Genomic DNA, 26,188 nt, shown 5'->3' with positions numbered 1-26,188 from the left:
CGTTTTTGCATCTAAATCACTTAAATCAATAATGCTGTGCAGGGCTTTGGGGGATGAATATTATCCCCATCATAAGTGCGCTGGGGCAGGTAACCGGCGCAGTCTTGTGGGTCGACTATCGACTCAAGCCTTTTTGTCGGAGTGCAGCATGCCTGTTCAAGCCTTGTTCAAACCCTTTCAACTCGGCGCGCTGGAGCTGCCGACCCGCGTGGTGATGGCGCCGATGACCCGGTCGTTTTCCCCGGGTGGGGTGCCCAACTCCAAGGTCATCGAGTATTACCGGCGCCGCGCCGCCGCCGGCGTGGGCCTGATCATCACCGAAGGCACCACGGTCGGGCACAAGGCCGCCAACGGTTATCCCAACGTGCCGCAGTTCTATGGCGAAGCGGCCCTGGCCGGCTGGAAGAAGGTGGTGGACGCGGTTCATGCCGAGGGCGGCAAGATCGTCCCGCAGCTGTGGCATGTGGGCAATGTGCGACGCCTGGGCACCGAGCCGGATGCCAGCGTGCCCGGCTACGGCCCCAGTGAGAAGCTCAAGGATGGCAAGGTGGTGGTGCATGGCATGACCCACGAGGACATCCGGGAGGTGATCGCCGCTTTCGCCCAGGCCGCCAAGGATGCCCAGAGCATCGGCATGGATGGCGTGGAAATCCACGGCGCCCACGGTTACCTGGTGGACCAGTTCTTCTGGGAAGGCAGCAACCAGCGTAGCGACGAATACGGCGGCGACCTGGCCCAGCGTTCGCGTTTCGCCATCGAGCTGATCCAGGCCGTGCGTGCCGCCGTTGGCCCGGATTTCCCGATCATCCTGCGTTTCTCCCAATGGAAGCAGCAGGACTACAGCGCTCGCCTGGTGCAGACCCCGGAAGCCCTGGGCGCCTTCCTCAAGCCGCTGGCGGAGGCCGGTGTGGATATCTTCCACTGCTCGACCCGGCGCTTCTGGGAGCCGGAGTTCGAAGGTTCCGACCTCAACCTGGCCGGCTGGACCCGCAAGCTCACCGGCAAGCCGACCATCACCGTGGGCAGCGTCGGCCTGGACGGCGAGTTCCTGCAATTCATGGTCAACACCGACAAGGTGGCGCAGCCGGCCAGTCTGGAGAACCTGTTGCAGCGCCTGAACAATGACGAGTTCGATCTGGTGGCGGTGGGCCGGGCCCTGCTGGTGGATCCGGATTGGGCGCAGAAAGTCCGTGAAGGCCGTGAGCAGGACATTCTGCCGTTCAGCCGTGAAGCCCTGATGACCCTGGTCTAACGCCCGGCGCCGGGCGGCGAGGGGGGTAGCCTCCTCACCGCCTGGAGTGTCTTGACCGCACCTGGCGTTTGCAGCGCCGCGTCGATCATTGCCTCGTAGTCCACGGCCGGCGCCGGCTGGCAGGCATTGCGCAACTGATCCTCAAACTGCTCGATCACCGCGGGCCATCCTTGGCGGCTGGCGTGTTGTCGGGCGTTGAGGCGCACCCGGCGCAGGGTTTCCGCCTCCTCCAGCAGCCAGCCGGCGGCCTCACAGAACGCGCCTTCATCCCCGGGCATGGCCAGCACGCCGTTGTAGCCATGGCGGATATGTTGGGCTGCAGCGGCCTGATCGTAAGCCACCACCGCCAACCCTGACGCCAGGGCTTCCAGCACCACATTGCCGAAGGTTTCGGTCAGGCTGGGAAACAGGAACACATCCCCCGAGGCGTAATGGGCCGCCAGTGCCTCGCCGCGCTGGCAGCCGCAGAACAGGGCCTCGGGCAGGCTTTTTTCCAGGGCGGCGCGTTGTGGGCCGTCACCCACCACGATCAACTTCATCCGACGCTGTGGATAAGTGGCCTGGAGCCGTTCGAAGCAGCGCTTGAGCAGCCCCAGGTTCTTCTCCGACGCCAGGCGTCCGACATGGATCACCGCCAGATCATCGTTGCCCAGGCCCCAACCGCTGCGCAGCTCATTGAGGCGCTTGGCCGGATGGAACAACTGGCTGTCGACGCCCCGGGACAGCAGGGCCAGACGTTCGAAGTGGCGGCGTTCCAGCTCCAGGCGCTGACTGACACTGGGCACCAGGGTCAGCTTCGAACGGTTGTGGAACCAGCGCAGGTAATGGGTCAGCAGGCGGGTCAGCAAACCCAGGCCGTATTGGCTGGAGTACTGCTGGAAGTTGGTATGGAAGCCGCTGACCACCGAGATCCCCAGGCGCTTGGCAGCCCGCAGTGCAGACAGCCCCAGGGGGCCTTCGGTGGCGATGTAGAGCACGTCCGGGCGCTGGCGTTTCCAGCGCCGCAGCAGTTTGTGCATCGACGACTGGCCCCATTGCAGCCCCGGATAACCCGGCAGCGGCCAGCCGCGGCACAGCAGCAGGGCTTCATCGCTGGGCCGGCTCTGATCGCAGCCCTGGCGCGGGCGCACCAGTTCCACCTGATGCCCGCGAGCACGCAGGCCATCGCACAGGCGGCCAAGGGTATTGGCCACGCCATTGATTTCCGGTGGGAAGGTTTCCGTGATGAGGGTGATATGCAGAGCGGTCGTCATGGCCTCAGTGTCGACTGGGGCCATGTCGCCATTGTGACGTGCGGATGATGGATTTATGACGCCGGGGTCCTATTGGCCCGGCAGCTTCTCCACCCCGCGTTCACGCACCCAGAACAGCGTGGCCCCGGCCACGGCGGCCGGCATCATCAGGATGTTGACGAAGGGGATCATCAGCGCCAGGTAGACGATGCCGCCAAAGCCCAGGCTCTGCCAGCGCTTCTGCCGCAGCCAGGCGAGCATGTCCTGCCAGCTCATCTTGTGGTTGTCCGCCGGGTAGTCGATGTACTGGATGGCCATCATCCAGATGCCGAACAGCAGCCACAGCGGCGCGGCCACCAGGTTGACCACCGGGATCAGCGAGAGGATGAACAGGCCGATGGCCCGGGGCAGGAAGTAGCCGAGCTTGCGCATTTCCCGGGACAGGGTGCGGGGGATCATGGCGATCAGTTCGCCCCAGCTGAAGGGCGGGAAATCGTCGGTGCCACGGACCACGGTTTCGACCTTTTCCGATAGAAAGCCGTTGAAGGGCGCGGCGATGATGTTGGCCAGCATGGTGAAGGTGAAAAACACCATCAGCGCCACCAGCACCATGAACAGTGGCCAGAGGATGTAACTGAGAAAACTCAGCCAGTCCGGCAGGGTTGGCATCAGGCTGTCGATCCACAGGCTGAACTGGTGGCCGGCGAAATAGATCAATCCGACGAACAGTATCAGGTTGATCGCCAGGGGCAGGAGCACGAACAGGCGCAGGCCAGGGCTGAGGACCAGCTTCAGGCCTTCGCGCAGGTATTGCGGTCCGGACAGTACGGGGGCGGGCATAGAACGCTCCGAGCAGATGGAAAACGCGCCGACCTTACCGGCTTTGCCCAAGGGGCGAAAGCAGCACCATCAGGTCGACATCAACGGTAACAAAGACCCTTTCAAATGAGTCCGCTGGGGATAGAGACCGCCTATGAGCTGGATTGTTAAACCGTATTTCCTTAATCTTCGCCCCCTCTATACGCTTCACCCATTATTTTTGGGACGGACGAGTCAAAGCCTTCCCCGAGGTTTCGCCGTCCTTTTTTATTCCAGCCGGCAATCCGGCGTTCCGTGCCAGGTCACCCGGGCCGGTCGATAGGAGTGAGTCATGTCTGAAGTACGTCATTCGCGTGTGATTATTCTCGGTTCCGGCCCTGCCGGTTACAGCGCCGCCGTCTATGCCGCCCGGGCCAACCTGAAGCCGCTGCTGATCACCGGCATGCAGGCCGGCGGCCAGCTGACCACCACCACTGAAGTCGACAACTGGCCTGGCGACGTGCACGGCCTGACCGGTCCGGCACTGATGGAGCGGATGCGCGAGCACGCCGAGCGTTTCGAAACCGAAATCGTCTTCGACCACATCAATGCCGTGGATTTTGCCGCCAAGCCGTACACCCTGACCGGCGACAGCGCGACCTACACCTGCGACGCCCTGATCATCGCCACCGGCGCCAGCGCTCGCTACCTGGGCCTGCCTTCGGAAGAAGCCTTCATGGGCAAGGGCGTTTCCGCCTGCGCCACTTGCGACGGTTTCTTCTATCGCAACAAGCCGGTGGCCGTGGTCGGCGGCGGCAACACTGCCGTTGAAGAGGCCCTGTACCTGGCCAACATCGCCAGCACCGTGACCCTGATCCACCGTCGCGAAACCTTCCGCGCCGAGAAGATCCTGATCGACAAGCTCAACGCCCGCGTGGCCGAAGGCAAGATCATCCTCAAGCTCAATGCCAACCTCGACGAAGTCCTGGGCGACAACATGGGCGTGACCGGTGCCCGCCTGAAGAACAACGACGGCAGCTTCGAAGAGCTGAAGGTCGACGGCGTGTTCATCGCCATCGGCCACACCCCGAACACCTCGCTGTTCGAAGGCCAACTGACCCTCAAGGACGGTTACCTGGTGGTGCAGGGCGGTCGTGACGGCAATGCGACCGCGACCAGCGTCGAAGGCATCTTTGCCGCCGGTGACGTGGCCGACCACGTGTACCGCCAGGCCATCACCTCGGCCGGCGCCGGTTGCATGGCGGCACTGGACACCGAGCGTTACCTGGACGGTCTGCAGAACGCTGCACACTGATCCCCAGGCAATAAAAAAACCGGCGCAAGCCGGTTTTTTTATGGGTGTTGCACGCCAGGAGCCGGCTTGCCGGCGAAGATTCCTCCGAGCCCTGCGCTGACGCCTTCGCTGGCGAGCCAGCTCCTGCAGAGTACGGATCAGCGCCGGGTCAGCGGCTGGGCTGCGAACTTCACCCCGGCCAGGCCGTGGGCGATCAGGGCGCGGATATTGCCGTGATCAGTGCCTTCGGGCGTGGCCAGTACCGAGCGGTAGTGTTCGCCAAAGGCCAGCAGCGCCTCTTGGTCGCTCAGGCCTTCCAGCAGGGCCAGGCCCAGGGTCTTGCACGAACCTTCGTTCTGCCCGGCAGCGTTTTCCACGCCGCCATTGTTGAACGCCTGGGGCTGGTAGTGGTAACCGGCGGCGACAAAGGCCAGGGTGTCGGCAAAAGCATGTTCACCGCTGTTCAGGCTGGCGCGCAGGGTGTTCAGGTCAGTCATGGGGTTTTCCTTTGGCAAACGCCGCTTGCTGCTCGGCGCTGGCTTCTTTCTGGTAGAGATTTTTCCATTCGGCGTAGGGCATGCCGTACACCACTTCACGGGCCTCATCGAGGCTGACCTCGATCTGGCGCTCGTCGGCCTCGGCCTTGTACCACTTGGACAGGCAGTTGCGGCAGAACCCGGCCAGGTTCATCAGGTCGATGTTCTGCACGTCCTTGCGGCTGTCCAGATGGGCCACCAGGCGGCGAAAGGCCGCGGCTTCCAGTTCCAGGCGTTGTTGAGGGGACATAAGACTCACTGCACATAAAAGGATGGGAACAGCGGCAAGCGACAAGCTGCCAGCGGCCAGTCAACGCCGAATCGCGTTGACTGGCCGCTGGGCGCTAGCGACTTGCCGCTAAGGTGATGGATACCGATTCGGCAAAGCGCAGGGCGTGGGGTTTGTCGACCTCGACCTCGGCGTAATGCACCGAGTCGTTGCTCATCACCAGATCCAGCAGTTCCTGGGTCAGGCGCTCCAGCAGGGCGAAGCGGTTGCCTTCGACGTGAGCGATGATTGCCTTGGTGATGGTGCGATAGTTCAGCGCATGATCGATATCGTTGTCACGCACCGCCTCCTGGGCGGGGTACAGGATGGTCAGGTTGATCAGCACATTCTGCTTGTTGAGGATTTCTTCCTCGTTGATTCCGATGTAGGTCCGCAGGAGCAGGTCCTTGACCCGGATGCGAGCCATTCCTGGCTGAAGTTGTGGCATTGCTACTTGCTCCGTCCAATCAATTGCAGGAATTCCTGGCGAGTGGTGCTCGAATTGCGAAAGGCGCCGAGCATCACCGAGGTGTGCATGGTGGAATTCTGTTTCTCGACGCCGCGCATCATCATGCACATGTGCTTGGCCTCGATCACTACCGCGACGCCGGCGGCCTGGGTCACGCTCTGCACCGCTTCGGCGATTTCCCGGGTGAGGTTTTCCTGGATCTGCAGGCGCCTGGCGAACATGTCGACGATGCGGGCGATCTTCGACAGCCCCAGTACCTTGCCGGTGGGAATATAAGCCACATGGGCCTTGCCGATGAAGGGCAGCAGGTGATGTTCGCACAGGGAATACAGTTCGATGTCGGCGACGATCACCATTTCATCGCTGTTGGAGGCGAACAGTGCGCCATTGACGATGTCCTCCAGCGACTGGCTGTAGCCGTGACACAGGTACTGCATGGCTTTGGCTGCGCGCTTGGGGGTGTCGAGCAAACCTTCGCGTTCGGGGTCTTCGCCCAGATCCTTGAGGATCTCGCGGTAGTGCTGGGGCAGGGAAAGAGTCATGCAAGGTCCTCACGGGGCCGGCTTACTTGATGTGTCGCCCGCCGTTTACGGTCAGGGTGGTGCCGGTGACATAGGGGTTGTCCAGCAGGTAGCGCAGGCTCTGGTAGATCACTTCGCTGCCGGGTTCGATGCCCAGCGCGGATTTGGCCAGGGTCTTGGCGCGGTACGCCGCGTCGTCGTCGGGATTGAACAATAGCAGGGCCGGAGCGATGCCGTTGACCTTGATTGTCGGGGCGTATTTCGCCGCGAAAGACAGGGTCAGGCTGTCCAGCCCGGCTTTGCTGGCGCAGTAGCCAATGTGCTTGCTGCTGCCCTTGCGGGTCACATCGTCGCTGATGTGGATGATGTCCGCCGGGGTTGAACGCTGCAGCAATTCTGCGCAATGCAGGTTGATCAGGTAGGGCGCGAGCATGTGCACGCTGAACATCCGGGCAAAGGCGGCGCTTTCCTCGCCGGGGCTTTCTTCCAGCCATTCCGAGGCGTTGTGGACGATGGCCCGCAAGCGCTCGGTGTGGTTTTTCAGCTCGCTGATCAGGGCCAGGATTCCGGCTTCGCTGGACAGGTCGGCGAACAGCAGGGTGGCGCCTTTTTCACGCAGGGTTTCAAGGCCCGGGCGCTGGCTGCGATAAGTGACGATCACCGGCTGCCCGTCTTCCAGCAGGCGCAGGGCGCAATGCAGGCCGACACGCTGGCTGGCACCAGTGATCAGGATCGGGGCGGGGGAAGCGTTCATGGAGGGCTCGCGTCGCGGGTAGGGGGAAAACTATACCAGCGGGGGAGGAGCTGTGCCTGCAGGCAACGGGCTGGCCAGCTCCTGCGGTCGGCGCGAAGCGCTGCAGGAGCCGGCTTGCCGGCGAATCACGGATTCTGCGTCGAGGGGGCGCTCGGCAATACGCGCGCCGGTGTGCTGTTGAGCCAGTTGGCCAGCAGGCGGGTGGACAGCGGAATGAAGAAATAGACCATCAGCGGGGTCAGCGCCAGGGTGCTGACAAACACCCGGGGCAGCAGGCTCAGATCACTGAGCAAGGGGCCGAGGACGAAGTTGAACAGCAGCGAGACCGGGAAGAACGCCAGCCAGATGGCCACGGCCTGCTTCCAGCGTGGCGGTCGCTGTCCGGCCGCGCCGAACCAGCCATCGATACCGCTGACCCGGTGCTCAGAAGGGTGGGCAAACAGATCGCTGCCCCGGGCCAGCCAGGCGGTACGCGAGGCGGAGTGTTCCCAGGTGTGCAGGGTGTGTTCGTCGGCAAAGCGGAAGATGATCTGGAATTCGTCATCGTCGGGCGGGGGGGCAAGGACACCGGAACCCAGGTAGCCGGGAAAGTCGGTGGCCAGTTGTTCGCCTTCGCGCAGCCAGGCGATCAGGTCCTGGTAACGGCCGTCGGCAACGCGCCGGGCAACCATCAGGGTGACGGGTGAGGTAGACATTATGTATCTCCGTAAAACCAATGCGCCGCCTGGATAAGGCAGGCGCTTGACGTGGCACCGGGGTAGTGGGCCGCGTCTGGAACAAGCAAGGATTATTCCCGATTGCCGGCGCTGGACCAACGACGCTGGTCGGTTTTTCTCGGGCTTGAGGCATTGGCGCTGAGGAAGAGTAGAATGAGCGCCACTTTGTTTATCGGTGTGTTCTCCCCCAGATGCCCGTCATGACTGAACTTGTCCCTGTCACGCCTGCCCCTGACTCCGTCCCTCAGGACGAGTTGTTTCCGATTCGTGAGGTGGCGCGCCTGACCGGCATCAACCCGGTGACCCTGCGGGCCTGGGAGCGACGCTACGGCCTGATTCAACCCACGCGCACCGAAAGCGGGCATCGCCTGTATTCGATGCACGATGTTGAGGCGGTGCGGGAGATTCTCGGCTGGATCGAGCGCGGCGTGGCGGTGAGCAAGGTGGGCAAGATCATGGCCAAGAACCGCGCTGCCCAGGTTCAGGTCAAGGTACCGCTAGACGATCCTCAGCAAGGCGAGTACGGCCAGTGGCGCGATCAGTTGAAGCTGGCGGTGAGCGCCTTCGATGAAGAGCTGCTGGAGCGTCTGTATGGGCAGATCTTTTCCAGTTATGCCCTGCCGGTGGTGTTCCAGGACATCTTCCTGCCGTTCTGGAAGCAACTGCTGCAGGTTCGGGACGATTTCGGCCAGACCAGCGAGTGGTTGTTTCTGGACGGTTTCTTGCGCGCGCGGATCACTCAGCGCCTGTTGCTGCAGCGGGCCGGCCAGAGTCGGCAATTGTTGCTGACGGCGTTCAACGAGCAGTGTCGCGAGCTGGAGCTGCTGGTGGCGGCGCTGATGCTCGGGCATGACCAGATCGGTGTCCGTCTGCTGGGGCCGGGGGCGCCCTTGGAGGAGCTGACCCTGGTCTGCGAGAAGCTCCAGCCCGTGGCCCTGGTGGTGTTTTCCAATCATGCGCCGACGGCGGAACTGCCCAAGCGTCTTCAGCGGCTGGCGCTGACCCTGGATTGTCCGCTGATGCTGGCCGGAGATGCGGCGGACCTGGCGCAGGACCGTCTCAGCGGTTCGCCGGTGGCCTGCCTGGGTAATGACGGACGCCTGATGCAGAAGCGCCTGCGGCAGTTCCTCAGTGGGCGCCTGGATACCTGAAAGCGTCGTCGGCCCGGCTCAAGCGTGCAGGGCCGGATGGCTGTGGCGGTGCTGCTGGAGGATGAACTGGCGCAGGCGCTCGGTTTCTTCCGCATCGCGCTGATCCAGGCGGTAGGCATAGAAACCGGCTTCGGTCTGGCGCTCGAAGCGCCCATGCAGGGCAATCCGCTCATACCCCGAGGGGCTGAACCACTGGGCGAACTGCTTGGGTGGGCGGGTCCGGTTGCGGATCTCCAGCAACACGCCCTTGAACGACACTTCCCGCACCCACAGGCGTCCCGGCTGGCCTTTGGCGTTTTCCAGGGCAACCGGTTCTTCCAGCGTCAGGCGCCAGGGCCGGACCATGGGGCCGTCTTCGAAGATGCTCGGCACCCCCAGGCGCAGATGCAGGGCATGGAACTCGTCTTCCACCAGTTGCAGGGGAAAGGTCATCTGCTGATTGTCGAAGTGCGCCTGGAGAGTGACCTTTTCGTTGGCCGCCAGGCGGGTCAGCAAGTCACGGACCTGTGCGCCGCCATTGACCAGCAGGCTGGATGTGCTTTCGCGCACATTGAGCTGCGGGTTGTGCTGCATGGTCCGGATGAAGTCCAGTTCATCCTGGGTGAGGAGGGCGTCACGCTGCATGATGTTGCTCGAAGGGTGGATGGCTGATCGGCGGGGAATATCCCTACAGACCACCAAAGATGAATTTTATTAGTGCCCGTCGGTCGCCTTGAGCGCGGCCAGTTCGGCCTCGGCGGCGGCCAGCTGTTGTTCCAGCTGCTGCAGGCGCTGCTGGCTCTTGATCTGGGCGCTGACATCCTTTTGCACGCCGATGAAGTAGGTCAGTTGGTCGCTGTCGTTGAACACCGGAGTGATCGACAGCTCGTTCCAGAAGTGGCTGCCGTCCTTGCGGTAGTTGCGCAGCACCTCGCGGCACGGCTGGCCCTTGCTCAGGGCCTGGCGAATCCGCTCCAGGCCCGGCTGGTCGCGGTCCCCGGATTGCAGGAAGCGACAGTCCTGGTAAAGCACCTCATCGGCGCTGTAGCCCGTCAATCGCTCGAAAGCCGGGTTCACGTAAATCACGATGTTGTCTTCGCCTTCCTGTTCCGCGACCACAATCCCGTCGTTGGAGGCGTCGATCATCCGTTGCAGAAGATGCGCGTTGATCATCCCGAAGTTCCGCTATCGATCAGTTGGTGCTGGATTCTAAGACATGCTGGCACGCTGTCCACTGGGGCTATCCAGAGGCGCGGCATGCCAGGAAAGGGATTTTACTCCGTAGCTGGTAATATCCCAGTCTTTTAGTCAGCTTCAGGAACAGATTGATGAAAGTCGCCATCCTTTCCGGCTCGGTCTACGGCACGGCTGAAGAAGTCGCCCGGCACGTCGCCAAACTCCTCAATGCCGCCGGTTTCGAGGCCTGGCACAACCCGCGCGCCAGCTTGGCCGAGGTCCAGGCCTTCGCGCCCCAGGCGTTGCTGGCGGTCACCTCGACCACCGGCATGGGTGAACTGCCGGACAACCTGCTGCCGCTGTATTCGAGCATCCGCGATCAGCTGCCCGCCGCCTGGCGCGGGCTGCCGGGGGCGGTGATCGGCCTCGGCGACTCCAGCTACGGCGATACCTTTTGCGGTGGCGGTGAGCAGATGCGCGAGTTGTTTGCCGAACTGGGCGTGCGCGAAGTGCTGCCGATGCTGCGCCTGGACGCCAGCGAGAGCGTGACCCCGGAAACCGACGCCGAGCCCTGGCTGGCCGAGCTGATCAGCGCCCTGCGGGGCTGACCGGCTGTTCCCGCAGCAGCGCCAGCCAGGCTTGCGCTGCCTTGGACAGATAAGCGCCCTGGCGCCAGATGAAGGCGATATCCCAACGCAGGTATTCCGGCGCCTTGAGTGTCAGGCGCACCACCCCCGGCCGCACCAGGCCGCGGGCCACCACACTGGGCAGTAACACCACGCCTTGTCCCGCGGCCACCAGTGCCGCGAGAAAATCCGCCTGACCACTGCGCCCGCCCTCCTTGGGGGTGAAGCCCACTTGCTGGCAGGCCTGGAGCAGGCGGTCGTTGAGCACAAAGCTGCGCTGATAGAGGAGGAAGGGGGTATCCGCCAGTTCTTCCAGGCGCACCTGGGCGTTCATCGCCAGGGGATGATCGGCGGGCAGCAAGGCATCCAGAGGCTCATCGCAAAAAGGCTGATAGGCGAACACCGGGTCCTTGGGGGTCAGGCTGCCGCCCAGTTCCAGCTCGCCATTGCGCACCGCCTGCTCGACATTCAGGCTGCCGCCTTCGAGCAGTGACACCTGAATGTTCGGATAGCGCCGGCGGTATTCGGCAAAGCGGCTGGCGAACAGTGCGTCGCTGCCCAGCAACGGCAGGCCCAGGCGCAGTTCGCCCCGGGCCAGTTGACTCAGGTCGTCCAGTTCGCTGAGCAGTTCCTGGCGCAGGCGCAGCATGCCCTCGGCCCGTTGCAGCACCACGCTGCCGGCGGCAGTCAGATGAATGTGCGAGCCCTGGCGCTCCAGCAGGGGCGTGCCCAGGCTCTGTTCCAGCTGGGCGATCTGTTTGCTGACGGCCGACTGGCTGATGTGCAGGGTCTTGGCCGCCTGGGTGAAACCGCCCTGGCGCATCACTTCGACGAAGCTGCGCAGTTGTTTGAAATCCATGGTGGTAATTCCAGATTGGAATGGTTTCGAGTCTAACAATTCGCTTCGGTGATGCGGGGGCTTTTTATAAAATGGGCCCCTGAGAGGACCTGACCCCATGAACATTTCCACCTGTAAACGCCTGAGCCGCCTGATTGGCGAACTGGCGGTGCTGCTGGCCATCTATTTTCTCGGTTGCCAACTGGCCACCTGGCTGCCCTGGCCGATTCCCGGCGGGGTCATCGGCCTTGGGCTGTTGCTGCTGGCCTTCGCCCTGGGCTGGGTCAAGCCGGCCACGCTGCAACTGGGGGCCGGCCTGCTGATGGCGGAGATGCTGCTGTTTTTCATTCCGGCGCTGATGAGCCTGCTGGATTACGGCAGCCTGCTGCGCGAGGAGGGCTGGCGGATCCTGCTGGTGATCGGCATCAGCACCTTGCTGGTGATGCTGGTGACCGCGCTGACCGTGGAATGGGTGTGCCGCTGGAGAATGCGCCATGAAGCTTGAGCTGATGCCGATGTTCTGGCTGGCCCTGACCCTGGGGGCCTATCTGTTCAGCCGCTGGATCTATCGACGCACCGGGCGCTACCTGCTGTCGCCGCTGATCCTGGTGCCGGCCCTGTTGCTGGCGATTGCCGTGCCGCTGCACACCGCCTACGCCGAATATGCCGCCAACACCCACTGGCTGATGCTGGTGCTGGGGCCGGTGACCGTGGCCTTTGCGATTCCCATCTGGCAGCAGCGGCACCTGCTGATGCGCCACTGGTCGGCCCTGCTGTTGGGCATGCTGGCGGGCAGCGCCGCGTCCATCGGCAGTTCCTTCGGCCTGGCGAAGATGCTGGCCCTGGACAGCTCGGTGACGCTGTCCCTGGTGCCCCGTTCCATTACCACGCCGTTCGCCATGCCCCTGGCCCATGACCTGGGCGGCGTGCCCGAACTGACGGCGGTGTTCGTGATGTTCACCGGGGTGTTCGGCGCCATGCTTGGCGGTGTGCTGCTGCGCTGGCTGCCCCTGCGCAGTGCCCTGGCCCGAGGCGCCTTGTTTGGGGTGGGGGCCCACGGAGCCGGGGTCAGCCGGGCCCATGAAGTCGGCGGCGAGGAGGGCTCGGTGGCCGGTCTGGTGATGGTCCTGACCGGGCTGTTGAACCTGTTCGCCGCCCCTTTGCTGGCGTCGGTGCTTTGACGTGAAACCCCTGCGCCAGAGCCTTTTTTTCGGCTGACCCGCTCGGTCATCAAGCTGGCTGGCAATGCAACTCCGCCCGCGCTTCGGGCTGTCTAGACTCTGAGGGTCCTCTCCTCCAATAAGAACCGTCACCGAGGTCCTTGCCGTGAGCTCAGCCCCCGTTCAATCGACAGCGAGTGTGAAAAACCAGGTCAGCGCCATCGAGTGGCAAACCCGCCTGGACCTGGCCGCCTGCTACCGCCTGGTGGCGATGCATGGCTGGGACGACCTGATCTTCACCCACATCTCCGCCAAGGTGCCGGGCACCGAAGACTTTCTGATCAACCCGTTCGGCATGATGTTCCACGAGATCACCGCCTCCAGCCTGGTGAAGGTCGATCAGGCCGGCAACAAGCTGATGGACAGCCCCTACGAGATCAACCCGGCCGGCTACACCATCCACAGTGCCGTGCATGCGGTGCGCCACGATGTGCTCTGTGTGCTGCATACCCATACCGCCGCCGGGGTTGCCGTGTCGGCGCAGAAGCAGGGCGTGCTGCCCATCAGTCAGCAGTCGCTGTTTGTCCTGTCGAGCCTGGGCCATCACCCCTATGAAGGGGTGGCCCTGAACCCCGAGGAGAAGGTGCGGCTGCAGGCCGATCTGGGGGACAACAACTTTCTGCTGCTGCACAACCATGGCTTGCTGACCTGCGGGGCCAGCATCGCCGACACCTTTCTGATGATGTTCATCTTCCAGCGCGCCTGCGAGATCCAGGTGCTGGCGCAGGGCGGCGGCGCCGAGCTGATGGCCATTGCCCCATCCATCCTGAGCGGGGCCAAGGCGATGATCGCCGGGGTCACCCGCAGTGCCCAGGGCATGGGCGGGGTGCTGGCCTGGCCGGCCCTGCTGCGCAAACTCGATCAACTCGACCCGGGTTATAAACTCTGATGCCTATTGCCGAGATTCCTCTTTGTGTCTGGCGCAAGCGCGGCAAGGACTTCGAGTTCCGCGGCCGGCGCATTCGTTACTGGGTGGCGGGGCATGGCGAGCCGCTGCTGTTGATCCATGGTTTTCCCACGGCCAGCTGGGACTGGCATTACCTGTGGCAACCCCTGGCGCGGCGTTATCAGGTGATCGCCTGCGACATGCTCGGCTTCGGCGACTCGGACAAGCCCCTGGAGCACGAGTACAGCCTGCTGGAGCAGGCGGACTTGCAGCAGGCGCTGCTGGCACATGTGCAGGTCCGCCAGCCGGTGCACCTGCTGGCCCATGACTACGGCGACAGCGTCGCCCAGGAGCTGCTGGCCCGGCACTATGAACAGCGGATCGCGATTGCCAGCTGCGTGTTTCTCAATGGCGGCCTGTTTCCGGAAACCCATCGCCCGGTGCTGACCCAGAAGCTCCTGCTCAGTCCGCTGGGCTGGATGCTTGGGCGGGCCTTCAGCCGCCACGGCCTGGCGAACAGCTTCCGACAGATCTTCGGCCCCCAGACCCGGCCCAGCGAGTCGGTCCTGGACGACTTCTGGAGCCTGGTGCACAGCAACAACGGGCCGCGCATCCTGCACAAGTTGATCGCCTACATCCCCGAGCGGCGCGCCCAGCGCGAGCGTTGGGTCAGTGCCATGCAACGCGGCGAGGTGCCGCTGCGGGTGATCGACGGCGCCCAGGACCCGATTTCCGGCGCGCACATGGTGGAGCGCTACTGCCAGTTGATCCCCGAGCCGGACACCGTGCTGCTGCCGGGCATCGGCCATTACCCGCAGATCGAGGCGCCGCTGCCGGTGCTCAAGCATTACCTGGGCTTTCGCGACAGGCTGCCATCGCCATCGCGTCAGGCCGTTGGCTCCTGAACGCCGGGGCCGCGCTGTGGTCCCCAGCAGGAGCCCGCCCTTGAGCGCTCGGGGCGATTATCCCGCTGTCTTATTGCGCACCATTCAGGTCCGGACGTTTTTATTGTGACCGCCGCCCGGCTGCCCGACACTCGACCCATTGTCCATTGGCCCTGCGGGAGTTCGGTATGAGTGAGTCTGTGCGCTTGGAAGACAAAGTAGTGATCATCACCGGAGCCGGCGGCGGCCTGGGCCGGGCCCATGCGCTGCTGTTCGCCAGACACGGGGCCAAGGTGCTGGTCAATGACCTGGGGGGCTCGGCCCAGGGGGAAGGCGCCAGCGCCACGGCGGCCGATCGAGTGGTGGCACAGATCCGTGAGGCCGGAGGTATCGCCGAGGCCAACCACGACTCGGTCACCGACGGCGACAAGATCGTGCAGAACGCGCTGGATGTGTTCGGCCGGGTCGACGTGGTGGTCAACAACGCCGGCATCCTGCGGGACAAGACCTTCCACAAGATGGACGACAGCGATTGGGACCTGGTGTACCGGGTGCATGTCGAAGGGGCCTACAAGGTCACTCGCGCCGCCTGGCCGCACCTGCGGGACCAGGCCTACGGCCGGGTGATCTTCACCGCTTCGACATCCGGTATCTACGGCAACTTCGGCCAGTCCAACTACGGCATGGCCAAGCTCGGCCTGTACGGCCTGACCCGGACCCTGGCCATCGAAGGGCGCAAGAACAACATCCTGGTCAACGCCATTGCCCCCACCGGTGGCACGCGGATGACCGAGGGGCTGATCCCGCCGCAAGTGTTCGAGCAGCTCAAGCCGGAACTGGTGAGCCCGCTGGTGGTGTACCTGGGCAGCGAGCAATGCCAGGAAACCTCCGGCCTGTTCGAAGTGGGCGGCGGCTGGATCGGCAAGGTGCGTTGGGAGCGCAGCCTGGGCGCCGGTTTCGATCCACACCAGGGCTTTTCGCCTGATGATGTGGCAGCGCACTGGCAGCAGATCTGCGATTTCGAGGGGGCGGCCCATCCCAAGGACAACATCGAGGCGCTGAAGGAGATGATGCAGAATCTGCAAAAATACGCCCTCTGACGCTCCGTGGGGCAGCGTTGTCCGGCGCTGATCGGCAGGCACTTTTTCCAGGCTTGAAAGCCGCCAGGCAATGACCCGCCGCCGCCTGGGCCGCGGCGGTTTTACTCCTGTGGCGTTCGTCTCTATGCTCGACGGCTGGCGAACGCACAAGGAGCGCTTGAGATGTATGAATCAAAGGATCAGCCGGTACTGTCGCGACTGCTGTTTATCCGGCGTCTATGTGTTCACGGCCTGGTGGTTCTGGCCCTGATCAGCTTTTCGGTGTTGCTGGGTATCAGCGGTCTGCTGTACTTCGAGCAGGACATTTCCTTTCACGACGCCCTGTATGACGCGGCCATGATTCTCGGCGGCATCGGGCCCATCAACATGCCGCAAACCCCTGGCGGCAAACTGTTTTTTGCCACCTACGGGCTTTACACCAACCTGGTGTTCGCCGCCACGCTGGGCTTGATCCTGTCGCCGGTGGCGCATCGTCTGTTGCACAAGTTTCATTACGACGAAGGCGATGACGACAAGTTGTAAGTTCAACGCGGCCGTGGTCTTGCGCGCATAAAAAAGGCCGCTGCAAGAGCAGCGGCCAAAGTAAGACGTTAGATCAAGGAGCTACAAAATCAACGTCGGTGAACCGGGTGTCGCGACCTGAACCCAAACCCTTCAAGCCGCCTGGAAACTGATTCGGGGAACCCGGGTGCCGGGTACTTCCCGTGGCAGTGGCGTGGTGCTGTTTGCCGTGACTGCGGGGCAAGAATAAGCCCTGGCCCGCCTTGGAAAAATAGCGATTCAGGACAAGGACTGTTACAGCCTGAGCAACAGTTCGAGGTGGCCGCCCGAGAACCGCATCGACGCCCCTGATGGGGCCGTATCCAGCCCGTGGATAGGCCGCTGAAGCGCCCCTGAGGCAAGGGCATTCATCCTTTCGAGCGACAACGCGAATACCTCCTTGGTGCGCTTATCGACCGTGCTACCCCGGCAGTAGGGTGAGTTCTCCTGTCACTCACCGGGGAAGACGCATGACAAGAACAACAATGCGCGCCATCTTCACACCGCAGGCGCTGGCCGCCGCGGTAGCACTGGGCTGCTGCAGCCAGGTGCAAGCGGTTTCGTTCAACATCGGGGAAATCGAAGGGCAGTTCGACTCGTCGCTGTCGGTCGGCGCCAGCTGGGGCATGCGCGATGCCGACCGCAAGTTCGTCGGTACGGTCAACGGCGGCACCGCGCAGTCTTCTACCGGCGACGATGGCCGCCTGAACTTCAAGAAGGGCGAGACGTTCTCGAAGATCTTCAAGGGCCTGCATGACCTGGAGCTCAAGTACGGCGACACCGGGGTCTTCGTGCGCGGCAAGTACTGGTACGACTTCGAACTCAAGGATGAAGACCGCGAGTTCAAGCCCATCAGCGACCACAACCGCAAGGAAGGCGCCAAGTCCTCAGGCGCGCAGATTCTCGACGCCTTCGTCTACCACAACTACTCCATCGCCGACCTGCCGGGCACCGTGCGCGCCGGCAAGCAGGTGGTCAGCTGGGGCGAGAGCACCTTCATCGGCAACTCCATCAACAGCATCAACCCGGTGGACGTCTCGGCCTTTCGCCGCCCGGGCGCCGAGATCAAGGAAGGCCTGGTGCCGGTGAACATGCTGTTCGCCTCCCAGGGCCTGACCAACCAGCTGACCGTGGAAGGCTTCTATCAACTGGAATGGGACCAGACCGTGGTGGACAACTGCGGCACCTTCTTCGGCAACGATGTGGTGGCCGATGGTTGCACCACCGGCTACACCGTCGGCAATCCGGCGATCGCGCCCCTGCAACCGGTCGCCGCGGCGTTCGGCCAGGGCTTTCAGGTGTCCCGTGAAGGGGTGATCCTGCCCCGCGGCGGCGACCGCGATGCCCGTGATTCCGGGCAGTGGGGCGCCGCCTTGCGCTGGCTCGGCGACGACACCGAGTACGGCCTGTATTTCATGAACTACCACGCCCGCAGCCCGGTGGTCAGTACCACCACCGCCAATGTGAGTCCGGCGACCCTGGGGGCGATTGCCGGGGCTGCCAACGGCATCGTTCCCGGTTCCGGCAGTGGCCTGGTGCAAAGCGTGATGCTCGGCCGTGGCCAGTACTACCTCGAATACCCCGAAGACATCCGCCTGTACGGCGCTAGCTTCTCCACCACGCTGCCCACCGGCACCGCCTGGACCGGCGAGATCAGCTACCGCCCCAACGCCCCGGTGCAGGTCAACACCAACGACCTGACCCTGGCCCTGCTCAATCCGATTGCCGGCGGCGCGGCGTCGCCGATCAAGACCGCCCTGGGCGCCGACAACACCGGCTACCGGCGCAAGGAAATCACCCAGATCCAGAGCTCCATGACCCAGTTCTTCGATCAGGTGCTGGGGGCCGATCGCCTGACCCTGGTGGGCGAGGCGGCGATCGTCCGGGTCGGCGGCCTGGAGGACAAGAGCAAGCTGCGCTACGGCCGTGACTCGGTCTATGGCCAGTACGGCTATGGCGGCGATACCGGCGGTTTCGTCACCGCCACCTCCTGGGGCTATCGCGCCCGGGCGATCCTCGACTACAGCAACGTGATCGCCGGGATCAACTTCAAGCCCAACCTGTCCTGGTCCCATGACGTCAACGGCTACGGTCCCAACGGCCTGTTCAACCAGGGCGCCAAGGCCCTGAGCGTCGGGGTCGATGCCGACTACCGCAACACCTACACCGCCAGTCTCAGCTACACCGACTTTTTTGGCGGGCGCTACAACACCCTCACCGACCGGGATTTCCTCGCGTTGAGCTTTGGCGTGAACTTCTGAACCGGCACAAGAAGGAGCACTTGAATGCGCAACATGATTCTGCAATGCAGCGCCCTGGCACTGGGTTTGTGGGCGGCCAACCTGATGGCCGCGGTGAGCCCGGAAGAGGCCGCCAAGCTGGGCACCAGCCTGACTCCCGTGGGCGCGGAGAAGGCCGGCAACGCCGATGGCTCGATTCCGGCCTGGACCGGCGGCATCCCGAAGAACGCCGGCGCGGTGGACAGCAAGGGCTTTCTCGCCGACCCGTTCGCCAATGAAAAACCGCTGTTCATCATCACCGCGGCCACCGCGGACAAATACAAGGACAAGCTGTCCGCAGGGCAGTTGGCGATGTTCAAGCGTTACCCGGACAGCTACCGGATTCCGGTCTACCCGACCCATCGCAGCTTCGGCCTGCCACCGGAGATCTACGAGTCGGCCAAGCGCAGCGCGCTGAACGTGACCACCACCAACGACGGCAACGGCCTGGCCAACTTCACCGGCAACCGCTACTACGCCTTCCCGATTCCGAAGAACGGCATCGAGGTGCTGTGGAACCACCTGACCCGCTATCACGGTGGCAACCAGAAACGCATCATCACTCAGGTCACCCCGCAGACCAACGGCAGCTATACCTCGATCCGTTTCGAGGAAGAGATCGCGGCGCCGCCGATGATCCCTGATCTGGATCCGGCCAAAGCGGCCAACGTGCTGAACTTCTTCAAGCAGTCGGTGACCGCCCCGGCGCGGCTGGCGGGCAACGTGCTGCTGGTTCATGAAACCCTGGACCAGGTCAAGGAGCCGCGTTCGGCGTGGATCTACAACGCCGGCCAGCGCCGCGTGCGTCGGGCCCCGCAAGTGGCCTACGACGGTCCGGGCACCGCCGCCGACGGCCTGCGCACCTCGGACAACTTCGACATGTTCTCCGGCGCTCCCGATCGTTACGACTGGAAGCTGGTGGGCAAGAAGGAGATGTACATCCCTTACAACAGCTACAAGCTGGACTCGCCGAGCCTCAAGTACGACGACATCGTCAAGGCCGGGCATATCAACCAGGACCTGACCCGCTACGAGCTGCACCGGGTCTGGGAGGTGGTGGGCACGGTCAAGCCGAACCAGCGGCATATCTACGCCACCCGGCACATGTACATCGACGAGGACAGCTGGCAGGTGGCCCTGGTGGATCACTACGACGGTCGTGGCCAGCTGTGGCGGGTCGCCGAAGGTCACGCGCAGTACTACTACGACCATCAGGTCCCGGCCTACACCCTGGAAGCCCTGTATGACCTCAACGCTGGTCGCTACCTGGCCCTGGGCATGAAGAACGAGGAAAAGCACAGCCTGGAGTTCGGCTTTGCCGCCAAGGCCGCCGACTACACCCCGGCCGCCTTGCGCGCCGGCGGGGTGCGCTAGGCGCGAGTGACGCACGAGGTTGAAAGGCGACCGCCCGGTCGCCTTTTTTATGGCAGGGGATCAGCCCGCTGAATACTTCTTCAACAGGTCGAGAGGTCGGGGCTAGGGTGGGGACACGCTGGCTAAAACTATAAAAAGGCTTGCCGCAATGACTGCCATGACTCGTTGTCCAGAGCGTCCCGGGTTCATGCCCCGTTTGTCCTCCCATCATGCTCCACGCCGCCACCTGAGTGAGCCCCTGCTGCTCTCCAGCGCGCGGGTCAAGTTGTTGTGCGCCCCCGCCGGCAGCGGCAAGACCGCGCTGCTCAGCGAATGCCTGCAGCAGGCCCCCGAGGGCTGCCGGGTCATCTGGTTGCCCTTGGGCGGCGCGCGGCAGACCCCCGAGGAGCTGTGTCGCGTCCTGGCCTCGGCCTTGGGCCTGGCCACGGCCGAACCGGCAGCGCTGCTGGCCCATCTGGCGCAGCTGTCGGGCCCGGCCTGGCTGTGTATCGATGACTATTGCCGGCTGCCGGCGGCCGATCTGGACCTGCTGCTGGACCGCTTGCTGAGCGTCGACAACCCCGTACTCACCTGGTGGATCGGCAGCCGCCGTCGACCTCAATGCAACTGGCCACGACTGTTGCTGGACGACCAGCTCTACGAACTGGACGGCAGCGCCCTGGCGTTCAGCCAGAACGATATCGAGGGTTTGCTGCAACGCCTGCCGCAACCCTTGTGTACGCAAACCGCCAGCCGCGTCCTGCAACGCAGCGGCGGCTGGTGCGCGGGGGTGCGTATCGCCTTGCTCGAGGGCAGCGAGCGGGTCACCCAGCCCTGCAAGCCCGGGCGCCCCAACACCTTGCTCGAATACTTGGAGCACGAGCTGTTCAGCGTGTTGCCGGCTGAGCTGGCGGAAGTCTGGCAAGTGCTGGCCCATATGCCGCGGTTCAATGCCGAGCTGTGCGAGCACCTGTTTGGCGCCGGAGAAGGGGCCCAGTACCTGCGCACCCTGCAGGACCTGGGCTGCTTTATCGAACCCTGGGAAGGCGGTGCCGACTGGCTGCAGGTGTTTGCGCCCCTGGCCCGGCTGATGCGCGATGAAGCCTGGCCCACGGCGCGCTCCTGGCATCGCCGGGCCTGCCAGTGGTTTACCGCTCAGGAGGATTGGCAGTCGGCTTTTGAGCAGGCGCTGCTGGCCGAGGAATATGAAGTGGCGGTCAGCCTGCTGGAGCATTTCAATATCGAGTTCCTGTTCCAGCGCCACAATGGCTTGCTGTTGTTGCAACTGCACGAGCGCCAGGGCGCCGAGCTGTTGCTGGGCAGTCCGCAGTTACTGGGGCTCTTGGCGGCGGCCATGCTGTTTGCCGGACGCTTCGAACAGGCCGAGCAGTGCATGGCCCAGATGGCCCGTTTCACGCCGCAACCGTCGGCCGCCGAACAGCGTCAGCTACTGGCCCGCTGGCAGGCGCAGCAGGGCTGGCTGTTGCACCTGGGCGGGCGCATGGAGGCCGCGCGGCAGCATTTTCGCGAAGCCTTGAACGCCTTGGACGACAGCGCCTGGACCACCCGCCTGCTGTGCCTGTCCGGGCTGACTCAGCAAGCCTTGCTGTGTGGCGAGCTGGACGTGGCCCAGTCCCTCAATCGGCAAGCCCTGTGCCTGGCCCGGGCCCAGGATGCGCTGCTGTTCGAAGGCCTGCTGGAGCTCGACCATGCCCAACTGCTGGAACAGCGCGGCGCGCCGCATCGGGCGCAGAGCCTGCTGGAACAGGTGATCGAGCGCTTGTCCGGGCAAGCACTGCGGGCCACGCCCTTGCTGGGGCGCCTGGCCTTGCGCCTGGGGCGTCTGGCCTTGCGTCAGGGACAGGATCAGCAAGCGGCCGGGTATTTTCGCCGTGGCCTTGAGGATTGCCTGATCAGTCATGACAAGCGCGCCTTGTACGGCTTTCTCGGTGAGGCCCAGTTGGCGGCCAACCAGGGCGACTACGCCCAGGCCTTCGTCCGCCTGCGAGACGCCGAGCGACTGATGCAGCAACGGCAGATTCCGGACAGCGTCTACCGTGGCGTGCTGTTGCAGGTCAGCAGCCAACTCTGGCTGCAGCAGGGGCGGGCGGATCTGGCTCACGAAGCCCTGAGCCGGGTACTCCGGCATTATCGCGGGCCCCAGGCACTGCAGGCGCCTCCGGCCAGTCTGGAACTGATCCCGAGTATCGAATGCCTGCTGGTGCTGGCCGAGGTGCATCTGGGACGGGCCCAGGCGCCGGTGGCCACCTTGCAGGGGCTGCTGGCCCGGGCTCGGCGCCACGGCATGCTGGGGCTGGAGGTCCAGGTGCAACTGGTCCTGGCCGAGGTGGCCTTCAGGCTCGACGATCAGGCTCTGGCGGCCCAGGCCCTGGAGGCCGGGCAGGCCCTGGCGGCGCGGTGCAATCTGCCCCACGCCCTGCACGAGTTGCGCCTGCGGCAACCGGGCTTGCTGCCGCCAGCCGACAGCTCGCCCGCCCTGGCGGCCCAGGCGCCGCCAGAGCATCACGAGAGCCTGCTCAGCCTGCGGGAGTTGCAGGTGCTGCAATTGATAGCCCAGGGCTGCTCCAACCAGCAGATTGCCGAGCAGTTGTTCATCTCTCTGCACACGGTGAAGACCCACGGTCGCAGGATCCACAGCAAGCTGGGGGTGGAGCGGCGCACCCAGGCCGTGGCCAAGGCCCAGGCCCTGGGGCTGATGAGCTGAGGGGCGCTGATTACTCGGGCTGCGCCTGATAGCCCATGCGCCAGCTCACGGCGGCGCTGGCCGCCAGCAGGCGCTGGGCCGCCGGCCCATGTTCATCGGCGTGAAACAGCGAAGTCGGCCCCACCACGGTCAGCACGGCAGCAATCTTGCCGGTGGCATCGAACACCGGCGCCGACAGCGCATCGACCCCGGGCATGAGCAGGCCGTGGACATGGTGCAGGCCGCGCTGGCGAATCTGCTCCGCCAGTGCATCGTGGACCTGCGGGTCGGCCAGGGCATGGGGCGCGCCGCTGGCCAGTTCCTGCTGGCGCAGATCGAGGGTTTCCCGGTGTGGCAGGTAGGCGTTGAACACCAGCCCGGTGGATGAACTGAGCAGCGGCAGCACCGAGCCCAGTTGGGTGACCACGGTCACCGCGCGCACCGCCGGCTCGATGTGCACCACGGTCGCGCCCTGGTTGCCCCATACCGCGAGGAAACAGGTTTCGTTCAATTCATCGCGCAGTTCCGCCAGGGGCAGGGCGCCGACTTTCAACACATCCATGCTGCCCAGGGCCGCTAGACCCACGCGCAGGGCTTCGCGGCCCAGGCCGTAATGATTGGTGGCGCTGTTCTGTTCGGCAAAGCCGCTGGCGATCAGCGCCTGCAGGTAGCGGTGCACTTTGCTTGCGGGCATTTGCACATGTTCGGCCAGGCGCGAAAGCGACGTGGCCGGTGACAGTTCGGCCAGGGCCTTGAGGATGTCGGTGCCGACTTCGGCCGAGCGGACTTTCTGTTTACCGGTGCTATCGCTGGTGCTGCGCGGCTTTTCCATGGAGGTGTCGGGGTCCCGTGACAAGTGGCGGTCTTTATAGCTTGACGCTCCTAGGCAATCAAATTACGTTATGCGTAATTGGATTACGATAAAAACAACCCAGGCGTGCCGATAACTCTTGCGAAGGAGTGGTGGGCCCCTGCCTATTCCAACTTCCAGGAGGCTCCATGAACCTCGATTCTTCGGCGTCGGCCCTCAGCTACCAATCGGGTTTTGGCAATGAATTTGCCAGCGAAGCCCTGCCGGGCGCACTGCCCGTCGGTCAGAACTCCCCGCAAAAAGCCCCCTACGGCCTGTACGCCGAACTGTTTTCCGGCACCGCCTTCACCATGACCCGCAGCGAAGCCCGGCGCACCTGGATGTACCGCATCCAGCCTTCGGCCAAGCACCCGGCCTTCGCCAAGCTGGCGCGGCAACTGGCGGGCGGCCCGTTGGGTGAGGTGACCCCCAACCGCCTGCGTTGGAACCCGTTGCCGATTCCAAGCGAGCCCACCGACTTCATCGATGGCCTGGTGGCCATGGTGGCCAACTCCGCGGCGCAGCATCCGGCGGGTATCAGCGTCTATCACTACCGCGCCAACCGTTCCATGGAGCGGGTGTTCTTCAACGCCGATGGCGAACTGCTGCTGGTGCCGGAACTGGGCCGCTTGCGCATCGTCACCGAGTTGGGCGTGCTGGCGCTGGAGCCGCTGGAAATCGCCGTGCTGCCGCGCGGCCTGAAATTCCGCATTGAGCTGCTGGACCCGCAAGCCCGTGGCTACGTCGCCGAGAACCACGGTGCGCCACTGCGCCTGCCGGACCTGGGACCGATTGGCAGCAACGGCCTGGCCAACCCCCGTGACTTCCTGGCGCCAGTGGCTCATTACGAAGACCTGCGCCAGCCCACCACGCTGGTCCAGAAGTACCTTGGCGAACTCTGGGGCTGCGAGCTCGACCACTCGCCGCTGAACGTCGTCGCCTGGCACGGCAACAACGTGCCGTACAAATACGACCTGCGCCGTTTCAACACCATCGGTACGGTCAGCTTCGACCACCCGGACCCGTCGATCTTCACCGTATTGACCTCGCCCACCAGCGTGCCGGGCCTGGCCAACCTGGATTTCGTGATCTTCCCGCCACGCTGGATGGTGGCCGAGAACACCTTCCGTCCACCGTGGTTCCACCGCAACCTGATGAACGAGTTCATGGGCCTGATCCAGGGCGCCTACGATGCCAAGGCCGAAGGCTTCCTGCCCGGCGGGGCGTCGCTGCACAGCTGCATGAGCGCCCACGGTCCGGACGGCGAAACCTGCACCAAGGCGATCAACGTCGAGCTGCAACCGGCCAAGATCGACAACACCATGGCCTTCATGTTCGAAACCAGCCAGGTGCTGCGCCCGAGCCAGTTCGCCCTGGAGTGCCCGCAGCTGCAGAACGACTACGATGCTTGCTGGGCCTCGCTGCCCGTCACCTTCAACCCGAATCGGAGATAACCCATGACCTTGCCCACCATCACCCGTAGCTGGGTCGAGTCCGCCAACGGTCACCCCGACTTCCCGTTGCAGAACCTGCCCCTGGGCGTTTTCAGCACCCAGGGTTCGGCACCCCGCAGCGGGGTCGCCATCGGCGAACAGATTTTCGACCTGGAAGCGGCGCTGGACGCCGGCCTGTTCGAAGGCCAGGCCAAGGCCGCGGTGCAAGCCGCCCGTGGTGGTCAGTTGAACGCGTTCTTCCAGCTTGGCCGCCCGGCCCGGGTCGCCCTGCGTGAGCGCCTGCTGGAACTGCTCGGCGAAGGCAGCAGCCTGCGCAGCAAGATCGAGGCACTGGGCGCGAAACTGCTGCCCCTGGCGGCCGATTGCCAGATGCACCTGCCGGCCAAGATCAATGACTACACCGACTTCTATGTCGGCATCGAACACGCGCAGAACGTCGGCAAGCTGTTCCGCCCCGACAACCCCCTGTTGCCCAACTACAAGTACGTGCCCATCGGCTACCACGGCCGGGCCTCGACCATCCGGGTTTCCGGTGCCGACGTGCGCCGGCCCAAGGGCCAGACCCTGCCGGCCGGGCAGAGCGAGCCGACCTTCGGCCCCTGCGCGCGCCTGGACTATGAACTGGAGCTGGGCATCTGGATCGGCCAGGGCAACGAGATGGGCGAGCCGATCGCGATTGGCGACGCCGCCGAGCACATCGCCGGTTTCTGCCTGCTCAACGACTGGTCGGCGCGGGATATCCAGGCCTGGGAATACCAGCCGCTGGGCCCGTTCCTGTCGAAAAGCTTCATCACCAGCATTTCGCCCTGGGTGGTGACCGCCGAAGCCCTGGAGCCGTTCCGCCAGGCCCAGGCGCCGCGCCCGGAAGGCGATCCGCAACCCTTGCCTTATCTGCTGGACAAGCGCGACCAGGCCGCTGGCGGCTTCGACATCGAGCTGGAAGTGCTGCTGATCACCCAGGCCATGCGCGAGCAGGGCTTGCCGGCCCACCGCCTGACCCTGAGCAACACCCAGTACATGTACTGGACCGTGGCGCAGATGGTGGCGCACCACAGCGTCAACGGCTGCCAGTTGCAGGCCGGTGACCTGTTTGGTTCGGGCACCTTGTCCGGTCCGCAAAGCGGCCAGTTCGGCAGCCTGCTGGAGATCACCGAAGGCGGCAAGAAACCCATCGAGCTGGCCTCCGGCGAGGTGCGCAAGTTCCTCGAAGACGGCGATGAAATCATCCTGCGCGGGCGTTGCCGCCGCGAAGGTTTCGCCTCCATCGGCTTCGGCGAATGCCGTGGCACGGTCCAACCGGCACGTTAA

At 64.2% G+C, this 26,188-nt stretch carries 27 protein-coding genes; 15 read left to right on the top strand and 12 right to left on the bottom strand.

The genetic code is table 11. The annotated features are described in order from the left end of the window. The first annotated feature begins 148 nt into the window (after window positions 1-148). Entirely contained in the window at window positions 149-1,252 is a 1,104-nt protein-coding gene (locus GWQ44_RS19520; protein ID WP_016964798.1) for an NADH:flavin oxidoreductase, read from the top strand. Here the strand turns inward: GWQ44_RS19520 and GWQ44_RS19515 are convergent. Continuing rightward, complete coding sequence (locus GWQ44_RS19515) at window positions 1,249-2,529, bottom strand: glycosyltransferase family 1 protein (RefSeq protein WP_275928088.1); 1,281 nt, start codon at window positions 2,527-2,529, stop codon at window positions 1,249-1,251. The genes GWQ44_RS19520 and GWQ44_RS19515 overlap by 4 nt on opposite strands. Window positions 2,530-2,574: 45 nt before the next feature. After that, window positions 2,575-3,324, bottom strand: coding sequence for a sulfate transporter CysZ (gene cysZ, locus GWQ44_RS19510; RefSeq protein ID WP_179598105.1), 750 nt, complete (start codon window positions 3,322-3,324; stop codon window positions 2,575-2,577). A 310-nt stretch (window positions 3,325-3,634) separates the two neighbouring features. On the opposite strand from cysZ, the gene trxB reads away from it, so the two are divergent. Continuing rightward, entirely contained in the window at window positions 3,635-4,597 is a 963-nt protein-coding gene (gene trxB / locus GWQ44_RS19505; RefSeq protein WP_016964795.1) for a thioredoxin-disulfide reductase, read from the top strand. A 137-nt stretch (window positions 4,598-4,734) separates the two neighbouring features. Here trxB and GWQ44_RS19500 read toward each other — a convergent pair whose 3' ends face one another. The 6 genes from GWQ44_RS19500 to GWQ44_RS19475 form a co-directional block, all read right to left on the bottom strand. After that, window positions 4,735-5,073 (bottom strand): HopJ type III effector protein, encoded by a 339-nt coding sequence (locus GWQ44_RS19500; RefSeq protein ID WP_199009002.1) that lies wholly within the window; start codon window positions 5,071-5,073, stop codon window positions 4,735-4,737. Continuing rightward, a complete protein-coding gene (locus GWQ44_RS19495) occupies window positions 5,066-5,362 on the bottom strand; it encodes a DUF1244 domain-containing protein (RefSeq protein WP_016964750.1) in 297 nt (98 codons plus the stop codon). Before GWQ44_RS19495 ends, GWQ44_RS19500 begins: the two co-directional genes overlap by 8 nt. A 94-nt stretch (window positions 5,363-5,456) precedes the next feature. Then, window positions 5,457-5,828 (bottom strand): dihydroneopterin triphosphate 2'-epimerase, encoded by a 372-nt coding sequence (folX, locus tag GWQ44_RS19490; protein ID WP_016964751.1) that lies wholly within the window; start codon window positions 5,826-5,828, stop codon window positions 5,457-5,459. 2 nt (window positions 5,829-5,830) lie between these two features. Continuing rightward, window positions 5,831-6,391 (bottom strand): GTP cyclohydrolase I FolE, encoded by a 561-nt coding sequence (gene folE / locus GWQ44_RS19485; protein ID WP_275928087.1) that lies wholly within the window; start codon window positions 6,389-6,391, stop codon window positions 5,831-5,833. A 22-nt stretch (window positions 6,392-6,413) separates the two neighbouring features. After that, entirely contained in the window at window positions 6,414-7,124 is a 711-nt protein-coding gene (folM, locus tag GWQ44_RS19480) for a dihydromonapterin reductase (RefSeq protein ID WP_016964753.1), read from the bottom strand. A 125-nt stretch (window positions 7,125-7,249) separates the two neighbouring features. Next, a complete protein-coding gene (locus GWQ44_RS19475; protein WP_016964754.1) occupies window positions 7,250-7,819 on the bottom strand; it encodes an antibiotic biosynthesis monooxygenase in 570 nt (189 codons plus the stop codon). Between the two features lie 212 nt (window positions 7,820-8,031). On the opposite strand from GWQ44_RS19475, the gene GWQ44_RS19470 reads away from it, so the two are divergent. Beyond that, entirely contained in the window at window positions 8,032-8,991 is a 960-nt protein-coding gene (locus GWQ44_RS19470) for a MerR family transcriptional regulator (RefSeq protein ID WP_275928086.1), read from the top strand. A gap of 18 nt (window positions 8,992-9,009) precedes the next feature. On the opposite strand, the gene GWQ44_RS19465 is transcribed toward GWQ44_RS19470, so the two are convergent. Continuing rightward, window positions 9,010-9,615 (bottom strand): hypothetical protein, encoded by a 606-nt coding sequence (locus GWQ44_RS19465; RefSeq protein WP_016964756.1) that lies wholly within the window; start codon window positions 9,613-9,615, stop codon window positions 9,010-9,012. Window positions 9,616-9,684: 69 nt separating this feature from the next. After that, window positions 9,685-10,143 (bottom strand): PAS domain-containing protein, encoded by a 459-nt coding sequence (locus tag GWQ44_RS19460; RefSeq protein ID WP_016964757.1) that lies wholly within the window; start codon window positions 10,141-10,143, stop codon window positions 9,685-9,687. 155 nt (window positions 10,144-10,298) lie between these two features. Between GWQ44_RS19460 and GWQ44_RS19455 the strand changes: the two genes are divergently transcribed. Continuing rightward, entirely contained in the window at window positions 10,299-10,754 is a 456-nt protein-coding gene (locus GWQ44_RS19455) for a flavodoxin (RefSeq protein WP_016964758.1), read from the top strand. On the opposite strand, the gene GWQ44_RS19450 is transcribed toward GWQ44_RS19455, so the two are convergent. Continuing rightward, window positions 10,735-11,631: a LysR family transcriptional regulator gene (locus GWQ44_RS19450; RefSeq protein ID WP_275928085.1), complete on the bottom strand. Its 897-nt coding sequence runs from the start codon at window positions 11,629-11,631 to the stop codon at window positions 10,735-10,737. The two genes, GWQ44_RS19455 and GWQ44_RS19450, sit on opposite strands and share 20 nt — an antisense overlap. A 97-nt stretch (window positions 11,632-11,728) precedes the next feature. Here GWQ44_RS19450 and GWQ44_RS19445 point away from each other — a divergent pair, with 97 nt between their 5' ends. The 9 genes from GWQ44_RS19445 (at window position 11,729) to GWQ44_RS19405 (ending at window position 22,597) form a co-directional block, all read left to right on the top strand. Next, a complete protein-coding gene (locus GWQ44_RS19445; RefSeq protein ID WP_016964760.1) occupies window positions 11,729-12,115 on the top strand; it encodes a CidA/LrgA family protein in 387 nt (128 codons plus the stop codon). Further along, a complete protein-coding gene (locus GWQ44_RS19440) occupies window positions 12,105-12,791 on the top strand; it encodes an LrgB family protein (RefSeq protein WP_047301809.1) in 687 nt (228 codons plus the stop codon). The genes GWQ44_RS19445 and GWQ44_RS19440 overlap by 11 nt, the downstream gene beginning before the upstream one ends. Before the next feature lie 145 nt (window positions 12,792-12,936). Continuing rightward, entirely contained in the window at window positions 12,937-13,719 is a 783-nt protein-coding gene (locus tag GWQ44_RS19435; RefSeq protein ID WP_016965845.1) for a class II aldolase/adducin family protein, read from the top strand. After that, entirely contained in the window at window positions 13,719-14,621 is a 903-nt protein-coding gene (locus tag GWQ44_RS19430) for an alpha/beta hydrolase (protein ID WP_275928084.1), read from the top strand. Before GWQ44_RS19435 ends, GWQ44_RS19430 begins: the two co-directional genes overlap by 1 nt. Before the next feature lie 167 nt (window positions 14,622-14,788). Continuing rightward, complete coding sequence (locus GWQ44_RS19425; RefSeq protein ID WP_016965843.1) at window positions 14,789-15,700, top strand: SDR family oxidoreductase; 912 nt, start codon at window positions 14,789-14,791, stop codon at window positions 15,698-15,700. Window positions 15,701-15,862: 162 nt separating this feature from the next. After that, entirely contained in the window at window positions 15,863-16,222 is a 360-nt protein-coding gene (locus GWQ44_RS19420; RefSeq protein ID WP_016965842.1) for a hypothetical protein, read from the top strand. Between the two features lie 488 nt (window positions 16,223-16,710). Further along, a complete protein-coding gene (locus GWQ44_RS19415) occupies window positions 16,711-18,501 on the top strand; it encodes a DUF1302 domain-containing protein (RefSeq protein ID WP_199008995.1) in 1,791 nt (596 codons plus the stop codon). Window positions 18,502-18,525: 24 nt separating this feature from the next. Further along, a complete protein-coding gene (locus GWQ44_RS19410; protein WP_103740944.1) occupies window positions 18,526-19,893 on the top strand; it encodes a DUF1329 domain-containing protein in 1,368 nt (455 codons plus the stop codon). Window positions 19,894-20,041: 148 nt separating this feature from the next. Then, window positions 20,042-22,597, top strand: a complete 2,556-nt coding sequence (locus GWQ44_RS19405; RefSeq protein WP_275928083.1) for a LuxR C-terminal-related transcriptional regulator — start codon at window positions 20,042-20,044, stop codon at window positions 22,595-22,597. Window positions 22,598-22,607: 10 nt separating this feature from the next. Here the strand turns inward: GWQ44_RS19405 and GWQ44_RS19400 are convergent, their stop codons facing one another. Beyond that, complete coding sequence (locus tag GWQ44_RS19400; protein WP_179601964.1) at window positions 22,608-23,408, bottom strand: IclR family transcriptional regulator; 801 nt, start codon at window positions 23,406-23,408, stop codon at window positions 22,608-22,610. Between the two features lie 167 nt (window positions 23,409-23,575). Here GWQ44_RS19400 and hmgA point away from each other — a divergent pair, with 167 nt between their 5' ends. After that, entirely contained in the window at window positions 23,576-24,880 is a 1,305-nt protein-coding gene (gene hmgA, locus GWQ44_RS19395) for a homogentisate 1,2-dioxygenase (protein ID WP_047301817.1), read from the top strand. A 3-nt stretch (window positions 24,881-24,883) separates the two neighbouring features. Continuing rightward, window positions 24,884-26,188, top strand: a complete 1,305-nt coding sequence (fahA, locus tag GWQ44_RS19390; protein WP_275928082.1) for a fumarylacetoacetase — start codon at window positions 24,884-24,886, stop codon at window positions 26,186-26,188.

It is taken from the genome of Pseudomonas sp. 3MA1 (assembly GCF_029237275.1).
GTDB classification, from domain to species: domain Bacteria; phylum Pseudomonadota; class Gammaproteobacteria; order Pseudomonadales; family Pseudomonadaceae; genus Aquipseudomonas; species Aquipseudomonas fluorescens_AP.
The sequence above is the reverse complement of the archived record's forward strand: the minus strand, read 5'-3'. Positions and strand labels throughout refer to the sequence as shown.